At 61.2% G+C, this 16,604-nt stretch carries 15 protein-coding genes; 11 read left to right on the forward strand and 4 right to left on the reverse strand.

Annotated elements, in window-relative coordinates:
• Together FJ978_RS04830 and FJ978_RS04835 are read left to right on the forward strand one after the other, a co-directional pair.
• A partial coding sequence (locus tag FJ978_RS04830) for a sulfate ABC transporter substrate-binding protein (protein ID WP_140570670.1) occupies window positions 1-621 on the forward strand: 621 nt, incomplete at its 5' end.
• 179 nt (window positions 622-800) lie between these two features.
• Complete coding sequence (locus FJ978_RS04835) at window positions 801-1,037, forward strand: hypothetical protein (protein WP_140570673.1); 237 nt, start codon at window positions 801-803, stop codon at window positions 1,035-1,037.
• Between the two features lie 24 nt (window positions 1,038-1,061).
• On the opposite strand, the gene FJ978_RS04840 is transcribed toward FJ978_RS04835, so the two are convergent.
• The 3 genes from FJ978_RS04840 to cysT form a co-directional block, all read right to left on the reverse strand.
• The gene (locus FJ978_RS04840; protein ID WP_013893321.1) at window positions 1,062-2,195 is read right to left on the reverse strand and encodes a sulfate/molybdate ABC transporter ATP-binding protein; all 1,134 of its coding nucleotides are present in this window, start codon (window positions 2,193-2,195) and stop codon (window positions 1,062-1,064) included.
• A 186-nt stretch (window positions 2,196-2,381) separates the two neighbouring features.
• Window positions 2,382-3,266, reverse strand: coding sequence for a sulfate ABC transporter permease subunit CysW (gene cysW, locus FJ978_RS04845; RefSeq protein ID WP_013893320.1), 885 nt, complete (start codon window positions 3,264-3,266; stop codon window positions 2,382-2,384).
• The gene (cysT, locus tag FJ978_RS04850) at window positions 3,259-4,125 is read right to left on the reverse strand and encodes a sulfate ABC transporter permease subunit CysT (protein WP_140570675.1); all 867 of its coding nucleotides are present in this window, start codon (window positions 4,123-4,125) and stop codon (window positions 3,259-3,261) included. The genes cysW and cysT overlap by 8 nt, the downstream gene beginning before the upstream one ends.
• A 518-nt stretch (window positions 4,126-4,643) precedes the next feature.
• Between cysT and FJ978_RS04855 the strand changes: the two genes are divergently transcribed.
• The 4 genes from FJ978_RS04855 to FJ978_RS04870 all read left to right on the forward strand — a co-directional run bounded on the left by FJ978_RS04855 (window position 4,644) and on the right by FJ978_RS04870 (window position 8,678).
• Window positions 4,644-5,321, forward strand: a complete 678-nt coding sequence (locus FJ978_RS04855; RefSeq protein WP_013893318.1) for a hypothetical protein — start codon at window positions 4,644-4,646, stop codon at window positions 5,319-5,321.
• 94 nt (window positions 5,322-5,415) lie between these two features.
• Window positions 5,416-6,045 carry a peptidoglycan-binding domain-containing protein gene (locus tag FJ978_RS04860; protein WP_013893317.1) on the forward strand — a complete coding sequence of 210 codons (630 nt, stop codon included), beginning with the start codon at window positions 5,416-5,418 and terminating at the stop codon, window positions 6,043-6,045.
• Between the two features lie 258 nt (window positions 6,046-6,303).
• Window positions 6,304-7,653 (forward strand): UDP-glucose/GDP-mannose dehydrogenase family protein, encoded by a 1,350-nt coding sequence (locus FJ978_RS04865; RefSeq protein ID WP_013893316.1) that lies wholly within the window; start codon window positions 6,304-6,306, stop codon window positions 7,651-7,653.
• Window positions 7,650-8,678: an NAD-dependent epimerase/dehydratase family protein gene (locus FJ978_RS04870; protein ID WP_013893315.1), complete on the forward strand. Its 1,029-nt coding sequence runs from the start codon at window positions 7,650-7,652 to the stop codon at window positions 8,676-8,678. Before FJ978_RS04865 ends, FJ978_RS04870 begins: the two co-directional genes overlap by 4 nt.
• Window positions 8,679-8,717: 39 nt before the next feature.
• Here the strand turns inward: FJ978_RS04870 and FJ978_RS04875 are convergent, their stop codons facing one another.
• Window positions 8,718-9,617: a formyltransferase family protein gene (locus FJ978_RS04875; protein WP_013893314.1), complete on the reverse strand. Its 900-nt coding sequence runs from the start codon at window positions 9,615-9,617 to the stop codon at window positions 8,718-8,720.
• Window positions 9,618-9,794: 177 nt separating this feature from the next.
• Here FJ978_RS04875 and FJ978_RS04880 point away from each other — a divergent pair, with 177 nt between their 5' ends.
• The 5 genes from FJ978_RS04880 (at window position 9,795) to cysN (ending at window position 16,600) form a co-directional block, all read left to right on the forward strand.
• Window positions 9,795-11,000, forward strand: coding sequence for a glycosyltransferase family 4 protein (locus FJ978_RS04880; protein WP_246678057.1), 1,206 nt, complete (start codon window positions 9,795-9,797; stop codon window positions 10,998-11,000).
• Entirely contained in the window at window positions 10,994-11,842 is an 849-nt protein-coding gene (locus FJ978_RS04885) for a sulfotransferase domain-containing protein (RefSeq protein WP_013893312.1), read from the forward strand. Before FJ978_RS04880 ends, FJ978_RS04885 begins: the two co-directional genes overlap by 7 nt.
• Before the next feature lie 439 nt (window positions 11,843-12,281).
• A complete protein-coding gene (locus tag FJ978_RS04890; protein ID WP_140570677.1) occupies window positions 12,282-13,703 on the forward strand; it encodes a lipopolysaccharide biosynthesis protein in 1,422 nt (473 codons plus the stop codon).
• Window positions 13,704-14,669 carry a sulfate adenylyltransferase subunit CysD gene (gene cysD / locus FJ978_RS04895; RefSeq protein WP_023768899.1) on the forward strand — a complete coding sequence of 322 codons (966 nt, stop codon included), beginning with the start codon at window positions 13,704-13,706 and terminating at the stop codon, window positions 14,667-14,669. It begins immediately after the preceding gene.
• Complete coding sequence (cysN, locus tag FJ978_RS04900; RefSeq protein WP_140570679.1) at window positions 14,669-16,600, forward strand: sulfate adenylyltransferase subunit CysN; 1,932 nt, start codon at window positions 14,669-14,671, stop codon at window positions 16,598-16,600. Before cysD ends, cysN begins: the two co-directional genes overlap by 1 nt.
• Window positions 16,601-16,604 lie beyond the last annotated feature (4 nt).

A 16,604-nucleotide genomic window follows, 5' to 3' on the forward strand; every position in this document is an offset into this window, starting at 1 on the left:
GGCATCCATGACTGGAACGACCTCGTCAAGGACGGCACCCAGGTGATCACGCCCAACCCCAAGACCTCCGGCGGCGCGCGCTGGAACTATCTGGCGGCCTGGGCTTACGCCAACGCCAACGATGGCGGCGACGAAGCCAAGACCAAGGCATTCGTCGGCAAGCTCTATGCCAATGCCCCGGTGCTCGACACCGGCGCGCGCGGCTCGACCGTGACCTTCGCGCAAAAGGGCATCGGCGACGTGCTGATCGGCTGGGAAAACGACGCCTATCTGGCGCTCGATGAATTCGGCGCCGACAATTTCGAGATCGTCTATCCGCCGACCTCGATCCTGGCCGAGCCGCCGGTGGCGATCGTCGACGCCAATGTCGATGCCAAGGGCACGCGCAAGGTCGCCGAAGCCTATCTGGGCTGGCTCTATTCCAAGGAAGGCCAGACCATCATCGCCAAGAACCACTATCGCCCGGCCAAGCCCGAACTGGTGGCGCCGGCGGATCTGCCCAAGACCCCCGATATCAAGCTGATCTCCATCGACGATCCGCTTTTCGGCGGCTGGAAGAAGGCACAGCCTTATCATTTCGGCGACGGTGGTATATTCGACCAGATCTACAAGCCCGAGTAAGCCCGCTGGTGGAAACGGGAGAAGCTTCCAAACGGCTTCTCCACCCCTGATGCCCGTGCCGTCGGTTGAACAACCATAATGGTGACCCGATTATAACGTCGGATTGGCCTCGAACCGAGAACGAGGGAGTGGCAGCGTCTGCACACCCTCCAAATTCTCGGTCTCGCGGGAGGAACCTTATGGCTGCTGGAGAACTGCAATCGGACGACAAGCTTAGTCGTCTTCTTGCCTCGGGCTGGTCCGTTGTCGGGTACTCGACGACAATGATGGCCGCCGGGAGAATGACCCATTCGGTCCTGCTGCAAAAAGAACATGTACTGATCTCGGCGACCATCGTGGCTGAGGGCGATCACGAGATCGGGCGCGCTTTCACGATGCTGGCGCCGGCTCCAGACACGAAGAAGCGTCGATCCTGAAGCCGACGCGATGACAGGCCCAGTTCAGGCGGCGCGCGTAGTGGGCTTTAGCCGCTCGGGCTTTTCCAAAACCCGTTTCTTGCCGCTCGCAAACGCGAACGTGCGATTCTGGATCGCGGTCGACGCCGCAAACAGCTTCCAGCGTCCCGGCCGGAAAGCCACCCGGCTCTTCTGCGCCGCCGGGTGGTCGACCGGCAGCTCGATCTCGACCCGCCGGCGTTCGCCGCCGATTTCGAGCTCGACGCGCCGTGTGCCGGCGACGCGGCGGCTGGCGGTCACCGTACCGGCGATGCAGCCGCTGCAGCCGTCCAGCAGGTCGATATCGTGCGGGCGGAAATACAGCGTCGCGTCGCCAGAGGGCTCACCGGGCGCGGCAAGCCCGATCGGGCGGTCGGCGAGCCAGATCTCGCCGTTCTCGACCTTGACGGGGAGCGAGCTCGATTCGCCGATGAAGCCGTAGACGAAGGGCGAGTTCGGCGTGTCGTAGATGTCGTCGGCGGTGCCGACCTGCTCGATGCGGCCCTGGCTCATCACCACGACGCGGTCGGCAAGCTCCAGCGCCTCTTCCTGGTCGTGGGTGACGAAGACGGTGGTGTGGCCGGTCGCGTCATGGATTTCGCGCAGCCAGCGGCGCAGTTCACGCCGCACCTGCGCATCGAGGGCGCCGAACGGCTCGTCGAGCAAGAGCACCTTGGGTTCGATCGCCATGGCGCGTGCCAGCGCCACGCGCTGGCGCTGGCCGCCGGAGAGTTGTGCCGGATAGCGCTTTTCCAGGCCCGAGAGCTGGACGAGGTCGAGAAGCTCGGAGGCGCGGCGGCGGATTTCCTGCGCCGGCGGCCGCGATGGCCCGTGCCGGACCTTGAGGCCGAAGCCGATATTGTCGGCCACCGTCATGTGCCGGAACAGCGCGTAATGCTGGAAGACGAAGCCGACATTGCGCTCCTGGATCGATCTCTGCGAGGCGTCCTCGTCGCCGAAGAAGATCTTTCCCCGGGTCGGCCGCTCCAGCCCGGCGATCAGCCTGAGCAGCGTCGTCTTGCCGGAGCCGGATGGCCCCAGCAACGCGATCAACTCACCCGACTTGATGTCGAGCGACACGTCGTGGAGCGCGGGAAACCGCTCGAATTCCTTGCGCACATTGGCAACGCGAACTTCCATCAACAGCCCCTTTGTAATGGATGCATGTCCTCATCCCAAAACCGGTTCCCACTTTTGGGCGACATATCTTTTGATTCATGCATGTCGTTGCCCCAAAACCGGTTCCCACTTTTGGGCGACATATCTTTTGATTCATGCATGTCGTTGCTCGAAAACCGGTTCCCACTTTTGGGCGACATGCATCTGTCAGTGCCCGCGCGTCGCGGCGAGTTCGGCGCCGTAGCGCATCTCGAGCAGTGTTTTCAAGACCAGTGTGACCAGCGCCAGCCCGGCCAGCAACGAGGCGACGGCGAAAGCGCCGACGGCGTTGTACTCGTTGTAGAGGATTTCGACATGCAGCGGCATGGTGTTGGTCAGGCCGCGTATATGGCCCGACACCACCGACACCGCGCCGAATTCGCCCATGGCGCGCGCATTGCACAACAGCACCCCGTAGAGCAGCCCCCATTTGACGTTGGGCAAGGTGACGAACCAGAAGGTCTGCCAGCCATTGGCGCCGAGCGAAAGCGCCGCCTCCTCATCGCCATTGCCCTGTTCCTGCATCAGCGGGATCAGCTCGCGGGCGACGAACGGGAAGGTGACGAAGACGGTGGCCAGCACAATGCCCGGCACGGCGAACAGGATCTGGATGCCATGTCCCTTCAGCCAATCGCCGAGCAACCCTTGCGCGCCGAACAAAAGCACATAGACCAGGCCCGAGATTACCGGCGAGACCGAGAAGGGCAGGTCGATCAGCGTGGTCAAAAACGCCTTGCCCTTGAATTCGAACTTGGCGATCGCCCAGGCGGCGGAGATGCCGAAGACGACATTGAGCGGCACCGAGATCGCGGCGACGAGCAATGTCAGGTGGATGGCCGAGCGCGCGTCCGCTTCGCCCAGGGCCTGCGTATAGGCACCGACGCCTTTCGCCAGCGCCTCATGGAAGACGATGATCAGCGGCAAGAGCAGGAAGACGCCGAGGAAGGCAAAGGCGATCGCCATCAGCACGGCCTGCGCCGGACGGCTTTCGGTCACCGCCGCCGAACGGCTCTCATGGTAGGGTTCCCAGGATTTGATTTCGGGATCAGCCATAGCGCTTGCGGCTCCATGTCTGCACCAGATTGACGACCAGAAGCATGACGAACGACAGAGCGAGCATGATCGCCGCGATCGCGGTCGCCGCCGGATAGTTGTATTCCTCGAGCCGGATGACGATCAAAAGCGGCGCGATCTCGGATTTGTAGGGCAAATTGCCGGCGATGAAGATGACCGAGCCGTATTCGCCGACGCCGCGGGCGAAGGCCAGCGAAAAGCCGGTGATGATGGCCGGCGCCAGGCCCGGGAACAGCACGCGGGTGATGATCTGGAAGCGGCTGGCGCCGAGCGTGGCGGCGGCTTCCTCGACCTCCTTGTCGATCTCTTCCATGATCGGCTGCACGGTGCGCACGACGAAGGGCAGGCCGATGAAGACCAGGGCGATGACGATGCCGAGCGGCGTGTAGGCGACCTTGAGGCCGAGCGGCATCAGGAGTTTGCCGATCCAGCCATTCGGCGCATAGAGCGTGGTCAGCGCGATGCCGGCGACCGCGGTCGGCAGGGCGAAGGGCAGGTCGACCATGGCATCGACGATGCGGCGACCGGGAAAACGGTAGCGCACCAGCACCCAGGCGACCAGCGTGCCGAACACGACATTGACGATCGCCGCGAGGAAGGCGGTGCCGAAGCTGATCTCCAGCGCATTGATGGTGCGGCGGTCGGTGGCGATCGCCCAGAAATCGGTCCAGCCAAGCGCGGCCGAGCGCCAGATCAGCCCGGACAGCGGGATGAGGATGATGAGGGTGAGGTAGGCAAGCGACAAGCCGAGCGTCAATCCGAAACCCGGAATGACACTCGGCTGCCTGAACCGCCACCCCGCCTGCGCGGGTGCTGTGGTCGCGAATGTTGCGGTCATCGAGTTCAGGGGAGTCCCTCCCGCTCAACCAGGATTGCTCCCGCTAAAGGCTCCAAGAGGTTGGCGTGCGCAAGTTGTTTGAACGATCCCTGCCACTACGTCTATTCGCTCAGTGGAATTTCGCCTCCGCCGCCATTCGGAATCTTTGCGGTCGTGCAGCTACCACTTAGTGAGCGGATAATCGGATCAGGCCGGGTAGGCCCCCTCCCCGAAATGATAAGGTCGGCCCCATTTTCAATCGGCTCATACTCCACCGCTGGAACACGCGCCGGCATCCGGCGCGATATTTCGAGAGTGTCCTGCCGTGGACCACCATGCCCGATGTGCAGCGCTCCGCTGTCGAACGTCGGCGTGAAAGCCAACATGCAGGTGAAGCCGAAAGTATAGCCATCCCCAACAGAATAGGCGGGGTGAGCCTTAATAGCATCTCTGGCAATACCCTTGGAGGAGTTCTGTGTAAGGCCAAGCCAACGTAATAATAAGGGGCTGGCTGGATATCGATCGGGGAGGAGAAGGAAATGGAGAGCATTTCAAAAGAACTGACGAAACTGGCAGAGCACATCCGCCCGGCGCGGGAAGCGTTCGCTGAAGCGGATAAAAGGAGGATCGAATCCGCCTTGGAGGCGGGGCGGCTTCTCTGCCAGGCCAAGCACGACTGCCCACACCAGCAATGGCTGGCTTTCCTGACATTGGCCGATATCTATGAGCGACAGGCGCAAGAGTTGATGCACCTGGCCCGGGCGGGATTGACGGCACACGTCGTTTCCGAAATCGGCGGCATCGATGCGGCGCTGGCCTATCTGGTGAAGGCAAGATTGCCCGAGCCAGGCGAATGCCTGACTGTGGGACGGATAGGCTGGCCTGAAAAGAACACGCCCTTCGCCATCATCAAGCCCAACGCCACCCATCCTGGTTACTATGACGTGGCAATCGCCGACATGTGGGCCAATCCCGCAACGGTCTTCTCCTCCACCAAGCCGTTGAAGGGGGGAAGTGTACGGCTTGCCGACGGGTCGTTCTTCGACAACCTCTGGCGTATTGTCGATAGGGAATTGGACGTACCGCACTCGCAGCGCGAATTCCAAATGATGCCGGTGGATCTGTTTTCCCAGGATGGAGCTTTCCTCTTCGCAAAACCGGCCACCGTTGCAACTGCTGGTTCGAAGACAAACCGGGCTCCCAACTACGCGCATTGACTTCGTCGCCTGAGCCGGGCCTGACGGCAGGTCTCCATTGCGGCCACGGAAATGAGGGGGCCCTCCAACCAATACCGCCAGAGTGGAGAGATCGATGAAAAGTCACCGTGCCAGGGCCGGCGCACTGTGCTTGGCGCTGATGATGATGTCGGAACACTCCATCGCGCAGTCCCAACTGAGCCAGGCAGAAATCTATCGGGCCCAGGCGCGGCTGTTCGAGAGCAATTTCCTGACTCGTATTCCCGACGGCAGGATTGGTCAGCGGACGTTGGACGCTCTGAGAGCCTGGCAGCGACAGGCGAAGCGGCCGCAGACCGCGGAATTGACGAAGAAAGAGTTCGATCAGCTGATGCGTTTCGATCCCGGCAAACACGCTTGGGAAGCGATATCCGGATCAACGGACGGGACCTGGATCGCGGTTTGGGGACATCGCTCGGGGGTAGAAGCAGCCAAAAAGGCTTTGGCGGGGTGCCAGAAGAAATCGTCTCGGCCCGACGATTGTTCGTACGTCTCCAATTCCGTAGATCGGAGCGGCCCAGGGTGGTCTGCTGCCGTTTTTTGTGAGCAGCAAGGTCTCTTTCGAAAGAAAGGGCAGATGTTCCTGCACAATGGCTTGAGCCGGAAATCAGCCATGGACCAAGCGTTCGCTGCTGCATCGACCGCGAAATTCCGCCAGTCTCAATGCACTCTCGTGAAGGCATTGAACGGAAACGGACAACAGTGAACCATTTCAACTGCGTTTGCGAACGGGCGCCGAAGGCGACTGGACACCTGTCCTTCGTTGACGTTCTGGCGGGGAGGTATCGCTCGGGTCCAGTCCAGCGACAAGACCATCCACATTAAGCGTAGTCAGACGGTGCCGGCCGCCGTTTTCAGATCGCGGCGGTCTCGGAAGAGGTAATGCCATACCCGATTTCGCGCTCCATTTTCTTGATCGCTGCAGGCTTAATCGAACGGTATCATCATCAGGGGTGGCGAGTTCATGCGCATTGCGGTTGTCGGCTCAGGGTATGTCGGTCTCGTGTCTGGAGCATGCTTGGCTGACTTTGGTCACAAAGTCGTCTGCATCGACAAGGCAGAAGCAAAAATTGTCGATCTTCAGGCTGGAAGAATGCCGATCTATGAGCCCGGTCTCGAAGACCTCGTCAGCAAGAATTCCGCGACCGGGCAGCTCGCCTTCACCAGCGAACTTGCGCCAGCGGTCGCAGACGCGGATGTGGTGTTCATTGCCGTCGGGACGCCTTCGCGGCGAGGCGACGGTCACGCCGATCTTTCCTATATCTACGAGGCGGCGCGGGAAATCGCAGCCGCGGTTCGCGGCTTCACGGTGGTCTGTGTCAAATCCACAGTGCCGGTGGGGACCGGAGATGAAGTCGAACGGATCATCCGCAACTGCAATCCGGCGGCGGATGTGGCAATTGTGTCGAACCCGGAATTCCTCCGCGAAGGGGCTGCCATCGACGACTTCAAACGGCCCGACAGGATCGTTATCGGCCTGCCGTCGGACGAACGCAGCCGCGAGGTGATGGCGGAAGTCTACCGGCCGCTCTATCTCAACCAGGCGCCGATCATGTTCACCGGACGTCGCACGTCAGAACTGATAAAATATGCGGCCAACGCCTTCCTGGCGCTCAAGATTACATTCATCAACGAAATCGCGGATCTTTGCGAGAACGTGGGCGCGAACGTGCAGGAGGTGGCCCGAGGTATCGGGCTCGACAATCGCATTGGCTCGAAATTCCTGCATGCAGGACCAGGGTACGGGGGATCCTGTTTTCCCAAGGACACGCTGGCTCTCGTCAAGACGGCGCAAGATAGCGGTGCGCCGCTGCGGCTGATCGAAACAACCGTCGCCGTGAACGACCAGCGAAAGCGCACAATGGCCCGCAGGATCGTCCTCGCCTGCGGCGGCAACGTGCGCGCAAAGACGATAGCCGTGCTCGGCCTCACATTCAAACCCAACACGGATGACGTCCGTGACGCACCCTCCCTCTCGATCATCCAGGCTTTGATCGATTTTGGGGCGCATGTCCGCGTGTATGACCCGGAAGGCATGGAACAGGCCAAGCTCATGCTCGGTGCGACCGTCGATTACGCGAAGGGAGTATACGAATGTGCCAAGGGCGCCGATGCCTTGGTGATCGTCACCGAGTGGAACCAGTTCCGCGCCCTGGATTTTGAACGCCTGTCACGCTCCATGTCGAAGCAGGTCGTGGTCGACCTTCGCAACATCTACAGGCGCGAAGAGGTCTGCAAGCATGGCTTCGAGTACGTGAACATAGGCGAGGGTGTGGCAGAGGACATATCTGTTTTTGCCGCGGCCGCCGAATGAGGTATTTCGTCACCGGAACCGCCGGATTTATCGGATTTCATCTGGCGCGCCGTCTGTTGGACGAAGGTCACTCCGTGACCGGCTTCGACGGGATGACGCCTTATTACGACGTCACGTTGAAGCAATCCCGACATGCCCTATTGCAGCGATACGGCGCCTTTCGCTTCCACATCGGACAGTTGGAAGACATGGACGCCCTGCGGCGGGCGGCAGACTTGGCGAACCCCGATGTGATTGTCCATCTGGCCGCGCAGGCCGGTGTGCGATACTCGATCGACAATCCGCGAAGCTACACCGACAGCAATCTGGTCGGTTCCTTCAACGTGCTTGAGCTTGCCCGCGATCTAAAGCCACGGCATCTGCTGATTGCCTCCACCAGCTCGGTCTACGGCGCGAATGAAACGACCCCGTTCGTCGAGACCGACCAGACCGACTGGCCGCTGACGTTCTACGCCGCCACCAAGAAGGCGGTGGAGGCGATGTCCCATTCGTATTCGCATCTTTTCCAGGTTCCAACGACGTCCTTCCGCTTCTTCACCGTGTATGGCCCCTGGGGCCGACCCGACATGGCGCTCTTCAAATTCGTTGACGCCATCGAGAACGGTCGCCCGATTGAAATCTATGGCGAAGGCGCGATGAGACGCGACTTCACCTATGTCGGCGATCTTGTTGAAGCCATCGTTCGGCTCATCGGATGCGCGCCCGTTTGCGGCCAGCCGGTGTCGGGCCCTGATGTCGTCGATACGCTGTCACCCGTGGCGCCATGGCGTGTGGTCAATATAGGCGGCGGCCAGCCGGTGGAGCTGTTGTCTTTCATCGAGACAATCGAGAACTGCCTCGCCAAACGCGCCATCCGGAAAAGCCTGCCGATGCAATCAGGAGATATGTCGGTGACATATGCCGACCCGCGCCTCCTGCAGACCCTGACAGGCTTTCGCCCCGAGACCAGCGTCGAGGATGGGGTGGCTGCCTTCGTGCGCTGGTATCTGCAAGAACGGCCATCGCGCCCGACAATCGCAGCCTAGGCATCTTTTCGCTCCAAGCAGCCAGCGAACATAGCCCTCTCAGGCAGACACCAGCTTGGCATGTAGCTTGGGCTTGGTACCGCGCCAGGATGTGACTTCGATGGTTTCTCCGTCGCCGCAAAGCACGGCAAAACCGCTGCCGGTGTGAGCCTGGACCTGGCCGCTCAGCCCTATGTAGCGCCCTCGCCCCGCAAACATGCGTGCCTGGTCGACGAAGATCTTGCTCCCCCCGTCGAGAGTGAAGGCGCCTGGATAGGGGTCGCCGACAGCGCGGACAAGGCGAAGAATGCTTTCCGCCGTTTGCGTCCAATCTATCGATCCGTCGTCCGCCGAGCGCTTGGCGCAGTAGCTGGCGAGCGAGTCGTCCTGCAAAATGCCCACGTTGTTGTCGCGAGCGATCGCCGAGACCACGAGAGGTGTCATTTCCCGCAGGGCCTGCTTGTGCTTTTCGTAGAGTGAACGCGCGGTCTCGTCCTCGGCCACGGGAAAAAGCTTCTGCATTACAATGGGACCGCTATCGACGCCTTCGTCGAGCCGAAAAAATGTGGACCCGGTCTCCTTCTCGTTGGCGATGATCGTCCACGGGATTACCGCCCTGCCCCGAAAGCGCGGCAGTGGGGCCGGATGGAAGCCTATCGATCCAAGGCGGGCGATCGCACGAAATTCGGCCCGGCAGATCTGCGACCAGCCGACGACCAGCGTCAAATCGGGGCGCCCTTCCGTGAGCCAGGCGATTGTGTCGGGCGCGTTGATATTCTTGGTCAGATGGGCCGAGGCTCCCGCTGCGCGCGCCGGACCTGACAGATCGACGAAATCGGAATGGCGTGCGGAAGCGTCGTCCGCCAAGGTGACAAGCAGCGAGGGCGTCATGCCCGCTTCGACGAGGGCGTCAAACGCAACACGGGACCCCTCCACCGCACCGACAAAGGCTATGCGCATGAATTCGGACTCCAATACAGTGCCGCGGCGACAGTGAGACACTGACCCTTTCTATTGTGCGCTTCGATCCTACGCCCAAGTCCAACTTTAGAGGTAACCGATCGTCTCCGATGCATCCCAATGTGCAACTCTTCGCAGCGGCAAAAAGCTGGATAGTTGGGCGGATCGGAGTTGAGATTGGAACGTTTGATGGACTGGGGCGCGGGCCTGACACTTCTGGATCGCGATGCCGTCGCGGGTGAATCCTTGCGCGTCGGCTCCAACCGGCCGCATGTGGTGATCGTCCTGCCTGGACTGGGCGCCGGCGGCACCGAACATGTCGTCAATGTTCTCGCCAATCAGTGGGCGGCAAGGGGCTGGCATGTGACGCTGGTTACATTCGAGGCCCCCGGTCCCCCGCCTTACTATCATTTCGATGCCGCGGTCAGGATAGAGCGGTTGGGATTGCCGCAGATGAAGCGGTCCAGGCTGGGGGCAATTGGCGCCGGCGCACGCCGGATATTTCTCCTGCGTCGAACGCTCAGGAAACTGGCTCCGGATGTGATCCTGAGCTTTCTCACGCGCACGAACGTGATGTCGCTGGCGGCAAGCCGGGGCCTCGGCCTCGACGTCGTGGTTTCGGAGCGCAACAATCCCGCGCTGCAGGATGTTGGCCCGGTCTGGCGGTTCCTGCGGGCAAAGCTTTATCCATCCGCCTTCGGATTGGTCACCATGACCACTGGCGCACTGAACTACTTCAGCCCTGCCATGCGAAGGCGCAGCTGGGTTATTCCCAATCCTGTCGATCTTCCCGCAACAGGCAAACCGCGCCGGAACGGCGCCGTGCTCGTCGCTGTCGGCCGCCTGGTCCCGCAGAAAGGCTTCGACCTGCTGCTGAAGGCATTCGCCAACATCCGCCGCGATTTTCCCGAATGGAAGCTGGTCATCTGGGGCGAAGGTCCCGACCGTGCCGAATTGGAAGCCGAGCGGGATCGCCTGGGCCTGCAGGGTTGCGTTGAAATGCCCGGGGTAACCAGCCGGCCTGGCATCTGGGTGGAGACCGCCGACGCCTTTGTCCTTTCGTCCCGCTACGAAGGTTGGGGGATTGTGCTGCTGGAGGCAATGGCGGCCGGCCTGCCCGTCATATCCTTCGACTGCCAGTGGGGTCCTCGCGAGATGGTCGATAATGAGAAGGACGGACTTCTCGTCGAGAACGGAAGTGTCGACGCGCTCGCGCAGGGCCTGCGGCGGCTGCTTGGCGATGAAACACTCCGCAAAAAACTCGGCGCGGCCGCAGCGGCAAGTGCTGCAAGGTTCACGCCTGAATATGTGATGCAGAACTGGGACCAGGTCATTCACGCCGTCCTGGCGGCGCGCGGCAATAAAGAGCTCTCGCCATGCTAACCACCCAGCGCGCCCTGCGCAAAATGGAAACGCGCATCAAGATGACCTGGGCCGCCTCCGGAGCGGACGCGTTCCTCGTCTCCTATCCGAAATCCGGGCGAACCTGGTTCAGGCATATCCTGTCGGACTACTTCAGTCGGACGGCTCACGACGGAAATGTCGACCTCTTCCGCATGTTCGAAGTCCTTCCGAACTTCGACCTCGATCCGGAGCGTGGGATTCCGGCTTTCCGTTACACTGAACAGCGCTCCCGGGTGCCGCTTATCCTCGTTTCGCACCTCAACTACAGGCATATGCTATTCCTGCACCGGCCGGTCATTTTCATGGTTCGCGATCCTCGCGACGTTGTGGTGTCGGCCTATTTCCACGCGACGCGCCACAAGCATCGATTCGAAGGCGATATGGATGCTTTCATCTGCGACTATCAGCAGGGCCTGCCGGCTCTTATCGTGTATCTGAACAGCTGGGCGAAGGGCCTGAAACATCACAGGCATGCCGTCTTGAGCTATGAAGAACTGACCGGTGACCCTGTCGGCACGTCCTCGCGCATTCTGAGATTCCTACGGCACGATCCGTCCGCAGCTGACCTCGAGGAGGCCATCGAGGCTTCCCGCTTTGAAGCGATGCGTGAACATGAGGTGGCGGGGGGCCTGCCGGCGCATGTGTATGACAGAGGCGACGCCGAAAGCCGGCGCATGCGCCGCGGAAAGGTCGGAGGTTTCGCCGACTACCTCACCGACGCGCAAGCCGAACTGATTGAACGGACCTGCTCCGAGTGGTTGACCTCGGCCGCCAAGGAGTTGCTTTGCCGCGGTGGAATCCACTTCTCGCGGTACAATTGAAGACTTTGTCCTAAGTTCGTCAGTTCGAGCCTGCCTCGCCCCCGGGATCGTCCGGGTCGCGGTTGCCGCAGCCTGCGGCGAAGACGGCAGTCTTCAGCGCTCTGCATTGGTTCAGCGTCTCAACTTCGTGTTCGTCATTCACCCCCACGATCGTTCGATCTGCAAGGCTGGCGGGCACGCCGCGCATCGTGCCGGCGTATCTGCGGTGAGACACGCCACGCGGGTCCGATACATGACCACACCCGGCGCGCTCGGGATTCCTTACCGCTAATGGGCTAGGCCATCAGTCGTAGCAGCGATCAGATGCTGACTGATTGAGGTTGCTCCAGAGCCAAACTTGGTTGTGGCGGGCTCTTCTTTTCCGCCGATGATGGGTGACGCCAGCAGCGATCTGGCGCGAATCCTGGATCTGCATTGCTCCGCAAGGACGGAGTGTGGGGTGAGTTTGGCAACCATTGCGATGACCACAGGCCTGATCGGACGTGCGATGGAGGCCCTCAAACGCAGGAGCGCCGGCCGCACGCGCCTGGCCAATATCGCACACCTTCTGACGGGCAATTTTCTCGGTTCATTGCTCGGGCTCGTGGCATTTGCGCTTTCGGCGCGCGCCCTTGGCGTGGCGAACTATGGCCAGCTTGCGTTGATTATCGCGTTCACCCGCGTGGTCGAGCGCGTTGTCAGTTTCCAGTCCTGGCAGCCGATCATCAAATATGCGGCGGGCCTGGACGCGTCCTCGGATCGCGATGCACTGCGCATTCTCATGAAATTTGGCCTGCTTATCGATGTTGGCGCCGCCGTTTGCGCCTGGGTCATCGCCATGGGCGCCGCACTTCTCCTCGCGCCGTTCTTCGGTTGGTCCGCGGAAGTCGTGCAACTTCTTGTCCTGTATTCCAGCGTCCTGCTGTTCCAGATATCGGGCGTTCCGGTCGCGGTGCAGCGCATGGCCGGCAACTTCCGCCTCCTGGCCTACGGGCAGCTGCTCAATGCGGTTTTGCGGGTGTTGCTGTGCTTGCTCGGGGTGCTGCTCAAGGCTGATCTCGCCTATTTCACCGCGGTTTGGGCGGGAACACAGATCCTCGGATCCCTGACACTCTTGACCCTGACGATGCGCGCCCTGCACAGGCAGGGCGTTCGCAAGATCCTCAGCGCGCCTCTGGCCGGAATCACAAGCCGCTTTCCCGGCATCTGGAATTTCGCCTGGTCTTCGAACATTTCGCTCACATTGCGCGTGAGCGCTCAGGAGCTCGATACGCTGCTGGTCGGGTTCCTGGCCGACCCGGCTTCAGCGGGCTTGTATCAAATCGCCAAGCGCATAGGGCGCGTCGGCCAGCAGGTCGGTCCACAGGTCCAGAACGTTCTTTATCCCGACGTGGCCCGCTTCTGGGCGCAGGGAAGCATCGGAAAATTCAAACGCGCGGTCTTTCAAGCCGAAGCCATGCTGTTCGGCTTTGGCATCCTCTGCATATTGATCGTCGCGGCGTTCGTCCGGCCGCTGCTCATGTGGACCGCGGGTCCTGCTTTTCTCGGCGCGGCCAACCTCGTCATCGTGCAGATGGTGGCGGTCGCGTTCGTGCTCTCGGGCTCCGCCGCCCGCTCCGCACTGCTGGCCATGGGCAAACAGCGCGAGGTGTTGCGGATTGTCATTGTTGCGACGGCCGCCTTCCACATCACGGCACTTCTGCTGATCCCGCGCATCGGTGCGATGGGCGGCAACATCGCCCACATCGTGCTGGGCATATTGTGGACCTCGGGTTTGGCGTTTTCATTGAAACAAGCGTTGAAGACCACCCACTCCGACAGGCCGACACGGCCGGTGGACAGCCTCAATCAGGCAGATCTTTCTCCTTCAAAGGCAATCTAGATGACCCTTGCGACCCAAGCTTCAACCACCGTGCCCATAGCGTCGCGACGCCCTGGTCCGTCATCGCCGACCCTCACGCATCTGCAGCGGCTCGAGGCTGAATCGATCCACATCATTCGAGAGGTGGCGGCCGAATTGCGCAACCCAGTGATGTTGTATTCCGTGGGCAAGGACTCGGCGGTGATGCTGCATCTGGCGATGAAGGCCTTCTACCCTTCGCAACTGCCGTTCCCCTTGCTCCACATCGATACCACCTGGAAGTTCAAGGAAATGATCCGCTTCCGCGACGAAACCGTCGCGCGGCTTGGCCTGGATCTGCTGGTGCGTCGCAACGAAGCCGGTCTTGCCGAGGGCATCACGCCGTTTACCCACAACTCATCGATCTACACGCAGATCATGAAGACGGAAGCGTTGAAATCGGCGCTGTCCTCGTTCGGTTTCGATGCCGCCTTTGGCGGGGCGCGGCGAGATGAAGAGAAAAGCCGTGCGAAAGAGCGGGTGTTTTCGCTTCGCAGCGAGAACCATGGCTGGGATCCGAAGAACCAGCGTCCGGAGTTGTGGAACCTCTACAACGGCCGGCTGAGGCCCGGCGAATCCGTTCGCGTCTTCCCCCTCTCGAATTGGACCGAAACCGATATCTGGCAATACATCATGAGGGAGAAGATCCCCATCGTGTCGCTCTACTTTGCCGCGAAGCGCCCGGTGGTGGAGCGCAACGGACAGTGGATCATGGTGGACGACGATCGTCTGCCGCTACGCCCGGGCGAGGTGCCCGAAATGCGTTCGGTGCGCTTCCGCACCCTTGGTTGCTATCCGCTGACCGCGGCCACCGAAAGCACGGCCGCTACTCTTCCCGAAGTGCTCCAGGAAACGCTTGCCACCCGGACGTCCGAACGGTCGGGCCGTTTGATCGACCATGACGAAGCGGCATCGATGGAAAAGAAAAAGCGTGAGGGGTACTTCTGATGCTTGGTGTTGCTCAAATCGCGGATCTCGAAGCTTCCCTGGAGAGCCAGGCCGCTTCCCAGCATCTTCTTGCCCATGAGCGGAAAAGCCTGTTGCGGTTTCTCACCTGCGGCAGCGTGGATGACGGCAAGTCGACACTGATCGGCAGGCTGCTCTACGACACCCAGCTGCTGATGGAGGATCAACTTTCGGCCCTTGCGGCCGATTCCCGGCGGCACGGCACGACGGGCGACGATCTCGACTTCGCACTTCTGGTTGACGGCCTCGCCAGTGAGCGTGAACAAGGCATTACGATCGATGTGGCCTATCGCTTCTTCGCCACCGAGCAGCGCAAGTTCATCGTCGCCGACACACCCGGCCATGAGCAATACACCCGCAACATGGCCACGGGCGCATCCAATGCCGACCTAGCGGTCATTCTCGTCGATGCGCGGCAGGGGATCCTCACCCAAACCCGCCGGCATTCGTTCATCGTCTCCCTGCTCGGAATCCGGCACGTCGTTCTGGCGATCAACAAGATCGACCTGATCGGCTATTCGCAAGCCGTGTTCGATGAGATCGAGGCGGCCTATCGAAGTTTTGCGGAACCGCTCGGCTTCGTCTCGTTACAGGCCATCCCCCTGTCTGCCCGTTATGGCGACAATGTTCGCTCCAGAAGCGCGAAATTGCCCTGGTATCAGGGCCCGACACTCGTCGAGTATCTGGAGTCCGTCGAGGTCGACAGCGACCGCCGTGCGGCCCCGTTCCGGATGCCGGTGCAATGGGTCAATCGCCCCAACCTCGACTTTCGTGGGTTTGCCGGCACGATCGCGGCCGGGGTGGTGAGGCCTGGAGACCGCGTGGCGGTGGCGCGCTCAGGCGTCACGAGCCTGGTGAAGCGAATTGTCACTTTCGATGGCGACCTCGCCGAAGCCGGCGCCGGCGAGGCGGTCACGCTGATGCTCGAAGACGAGATCGATGTCTCCCGCGGCGATGTTCTGGCAGCCGCGGCCGAGCGACCGGAAGTCTCCGACCAGTTTGCCGCGCATCTGCTCTGGATGCATGACGAGCCATTGATCCCCGGCCGCCCCTATCTCATCAAGCTTGCCACCAGCGTCGTGGGTGCAAGCGTCACGCACATCAAACACAGGCTGGACATCAACAATTTCGCAAAGCTCGCCACGAAAACGCTCGAGAAGAACGAAGTTGGCGTCATCAATTTGATGACACAGGCGCCGCTTGCTTTCGATCCTTTCAGCCGGGTGCATGAGACTGGTGCTTTCATCGTCATCGACCGGATGACCAATCACACGGTTGGCGCCGGGATGATCGACTTCAGCCTGCGCAGGGCAAGCAACATTCATTGGCAGGCGCTGGACGTGGACATGAACGCGCGCGCGATCGCCAAGGGTCAAAAGCCGGCGGCGCTGTGGTTCACCGGCCTCTCCGGCGCCGGCAAGTCGTCGATCGCAAATCTCGTGGAGAAGCGCCTTCACGCGATCGGCAAGCACACCTACCTTCTGGATGGCGACAATGTCCGCCACGGCCTGAACCGGGATCTCGGCTTTACCGACGCTGACCGCGTCGAGAACATTCGTCGTGTCGCTGAAACCGCAAGGCTGATGGTCGATGCGGGGTTGATAGCGCTGGCTTCCTTCATTTCACCATTCCGGGCGGAACGCCGGATGGCGCGCGACCTTTTCGGCGAAGGGCAGTTTATCGAGATCTTTGTCGATACACCGCTGGAAGTGGCGGAGCGACGTGACCCGAAGGGTCTGTACCAACGCGCCCGAAACGGATTGATACAGAATTTCACCGGCATCGGCAGTCCCTATGAGCGCCCCGAGGCTCCTCATATCACGATCACCCCAGATTTGAGCGCCGAGGAGGCTGCCGAACTGATCGTCAGCTACCTTGATCGTGGCAGCTATCTTGGAAGCGCAACCGGGTAGCAGG

The sequence above is a fragment of the Mesorhizobium sp. B1-1-7 genome (assembly GCF_006442705.1).
In the GTDB taxonomy this organism is placed as follows: Bacteria; Pseudomonadota; Alphaproteobacteria; order Rhizobiales; family Rhizobiaceae; genus Mesorhizobium; species Mesorhizobium opportunistum.

Bases quoted from the DNA above. Each gene is read 5' to 3' on its own strand.
- FJ978_RS04870 (WP_013893315.1), top strand. From the start codon at position 7,650: ATGAGGTATTTCGTCACCGGAACCGCCGGATTTATCGGATTTCATCTG.
- cysD (WP_023768899.1), top strand. From the start codon at position 13,704: ATGACCCTTGCGACCCAAGCTTCAACCACCGTGCCCATAGCGTCGCGA.
- FJ978_RS04840 (WP_013893321.1), bottom strand. From the start codon at position 2,195: ATGGAAGTTCGCGTTGCCAATGTGCGCAAGGAATTCGAGCGGTTTCCC.
- FJ978_RS04865 (WP_013893316.1), top strand. From the start codon at position 6,304: ATGCGCATTGCGGTTGTCGGCTCAGGGTATGTCGGTCTCGTGTCTGGA.
- FJ978_RS04860 (WP_013893317.1), top strand. From the start codon at position 5,416: ATGAAAAGTCACCGTGCCAGGGCCGGCGCACTGTGCTTGGCGCTGATG.
- FJ978_RS04885 (WP_013893312.1), top strand. From the start codon at position 10,994: ATGCTAACCACCCAGCGCGCCCTGCGCAAAATGGAAACGCGCATCAAG.
- FJ978_RS04855 (WP_013893318.1), top strand. From the start codon at position 4,644: ATGGAGAGCATTTCAAAAGAACTGACGAAACTGGCAGAGCACATCCGC.
- cysN (WP_140570679.1), top strand. From the start codon at position 14,669: ATGCTTGGTGTTGCTCAAATCGCGGATCTCGAAGCTTCCCTGGAGAGC.
- FJ978_RS04835 (WP_140570673.1), top strand. From the start codon at position 801: ATGGCTGCTGGAGAACTGCAATCGGACGACAAGCTTAGTCGTCTTCTT.
- FJ978_RS04875 (WP_013893314.1), bottom strand. From the start codon at position 9,617: ATGCGCATAGCCTTTGTCGGTGCGGTGGAGGGGTCCCGTGTTGCGTTT.
- cysW (WP_013893320.1), bottom strand. From the start codon at position 3,266: ATGGCTGATCCCGAAATCAAATCCTGGGAACCCTACCATGAGAGCCGT.
- cysT (WP_140570675.1), bottom strand. From the start codon at position 4,125: ATGACCGCAACATTCGCGACCACAGCACCCGCGCAGGCGGGGTGGCGG.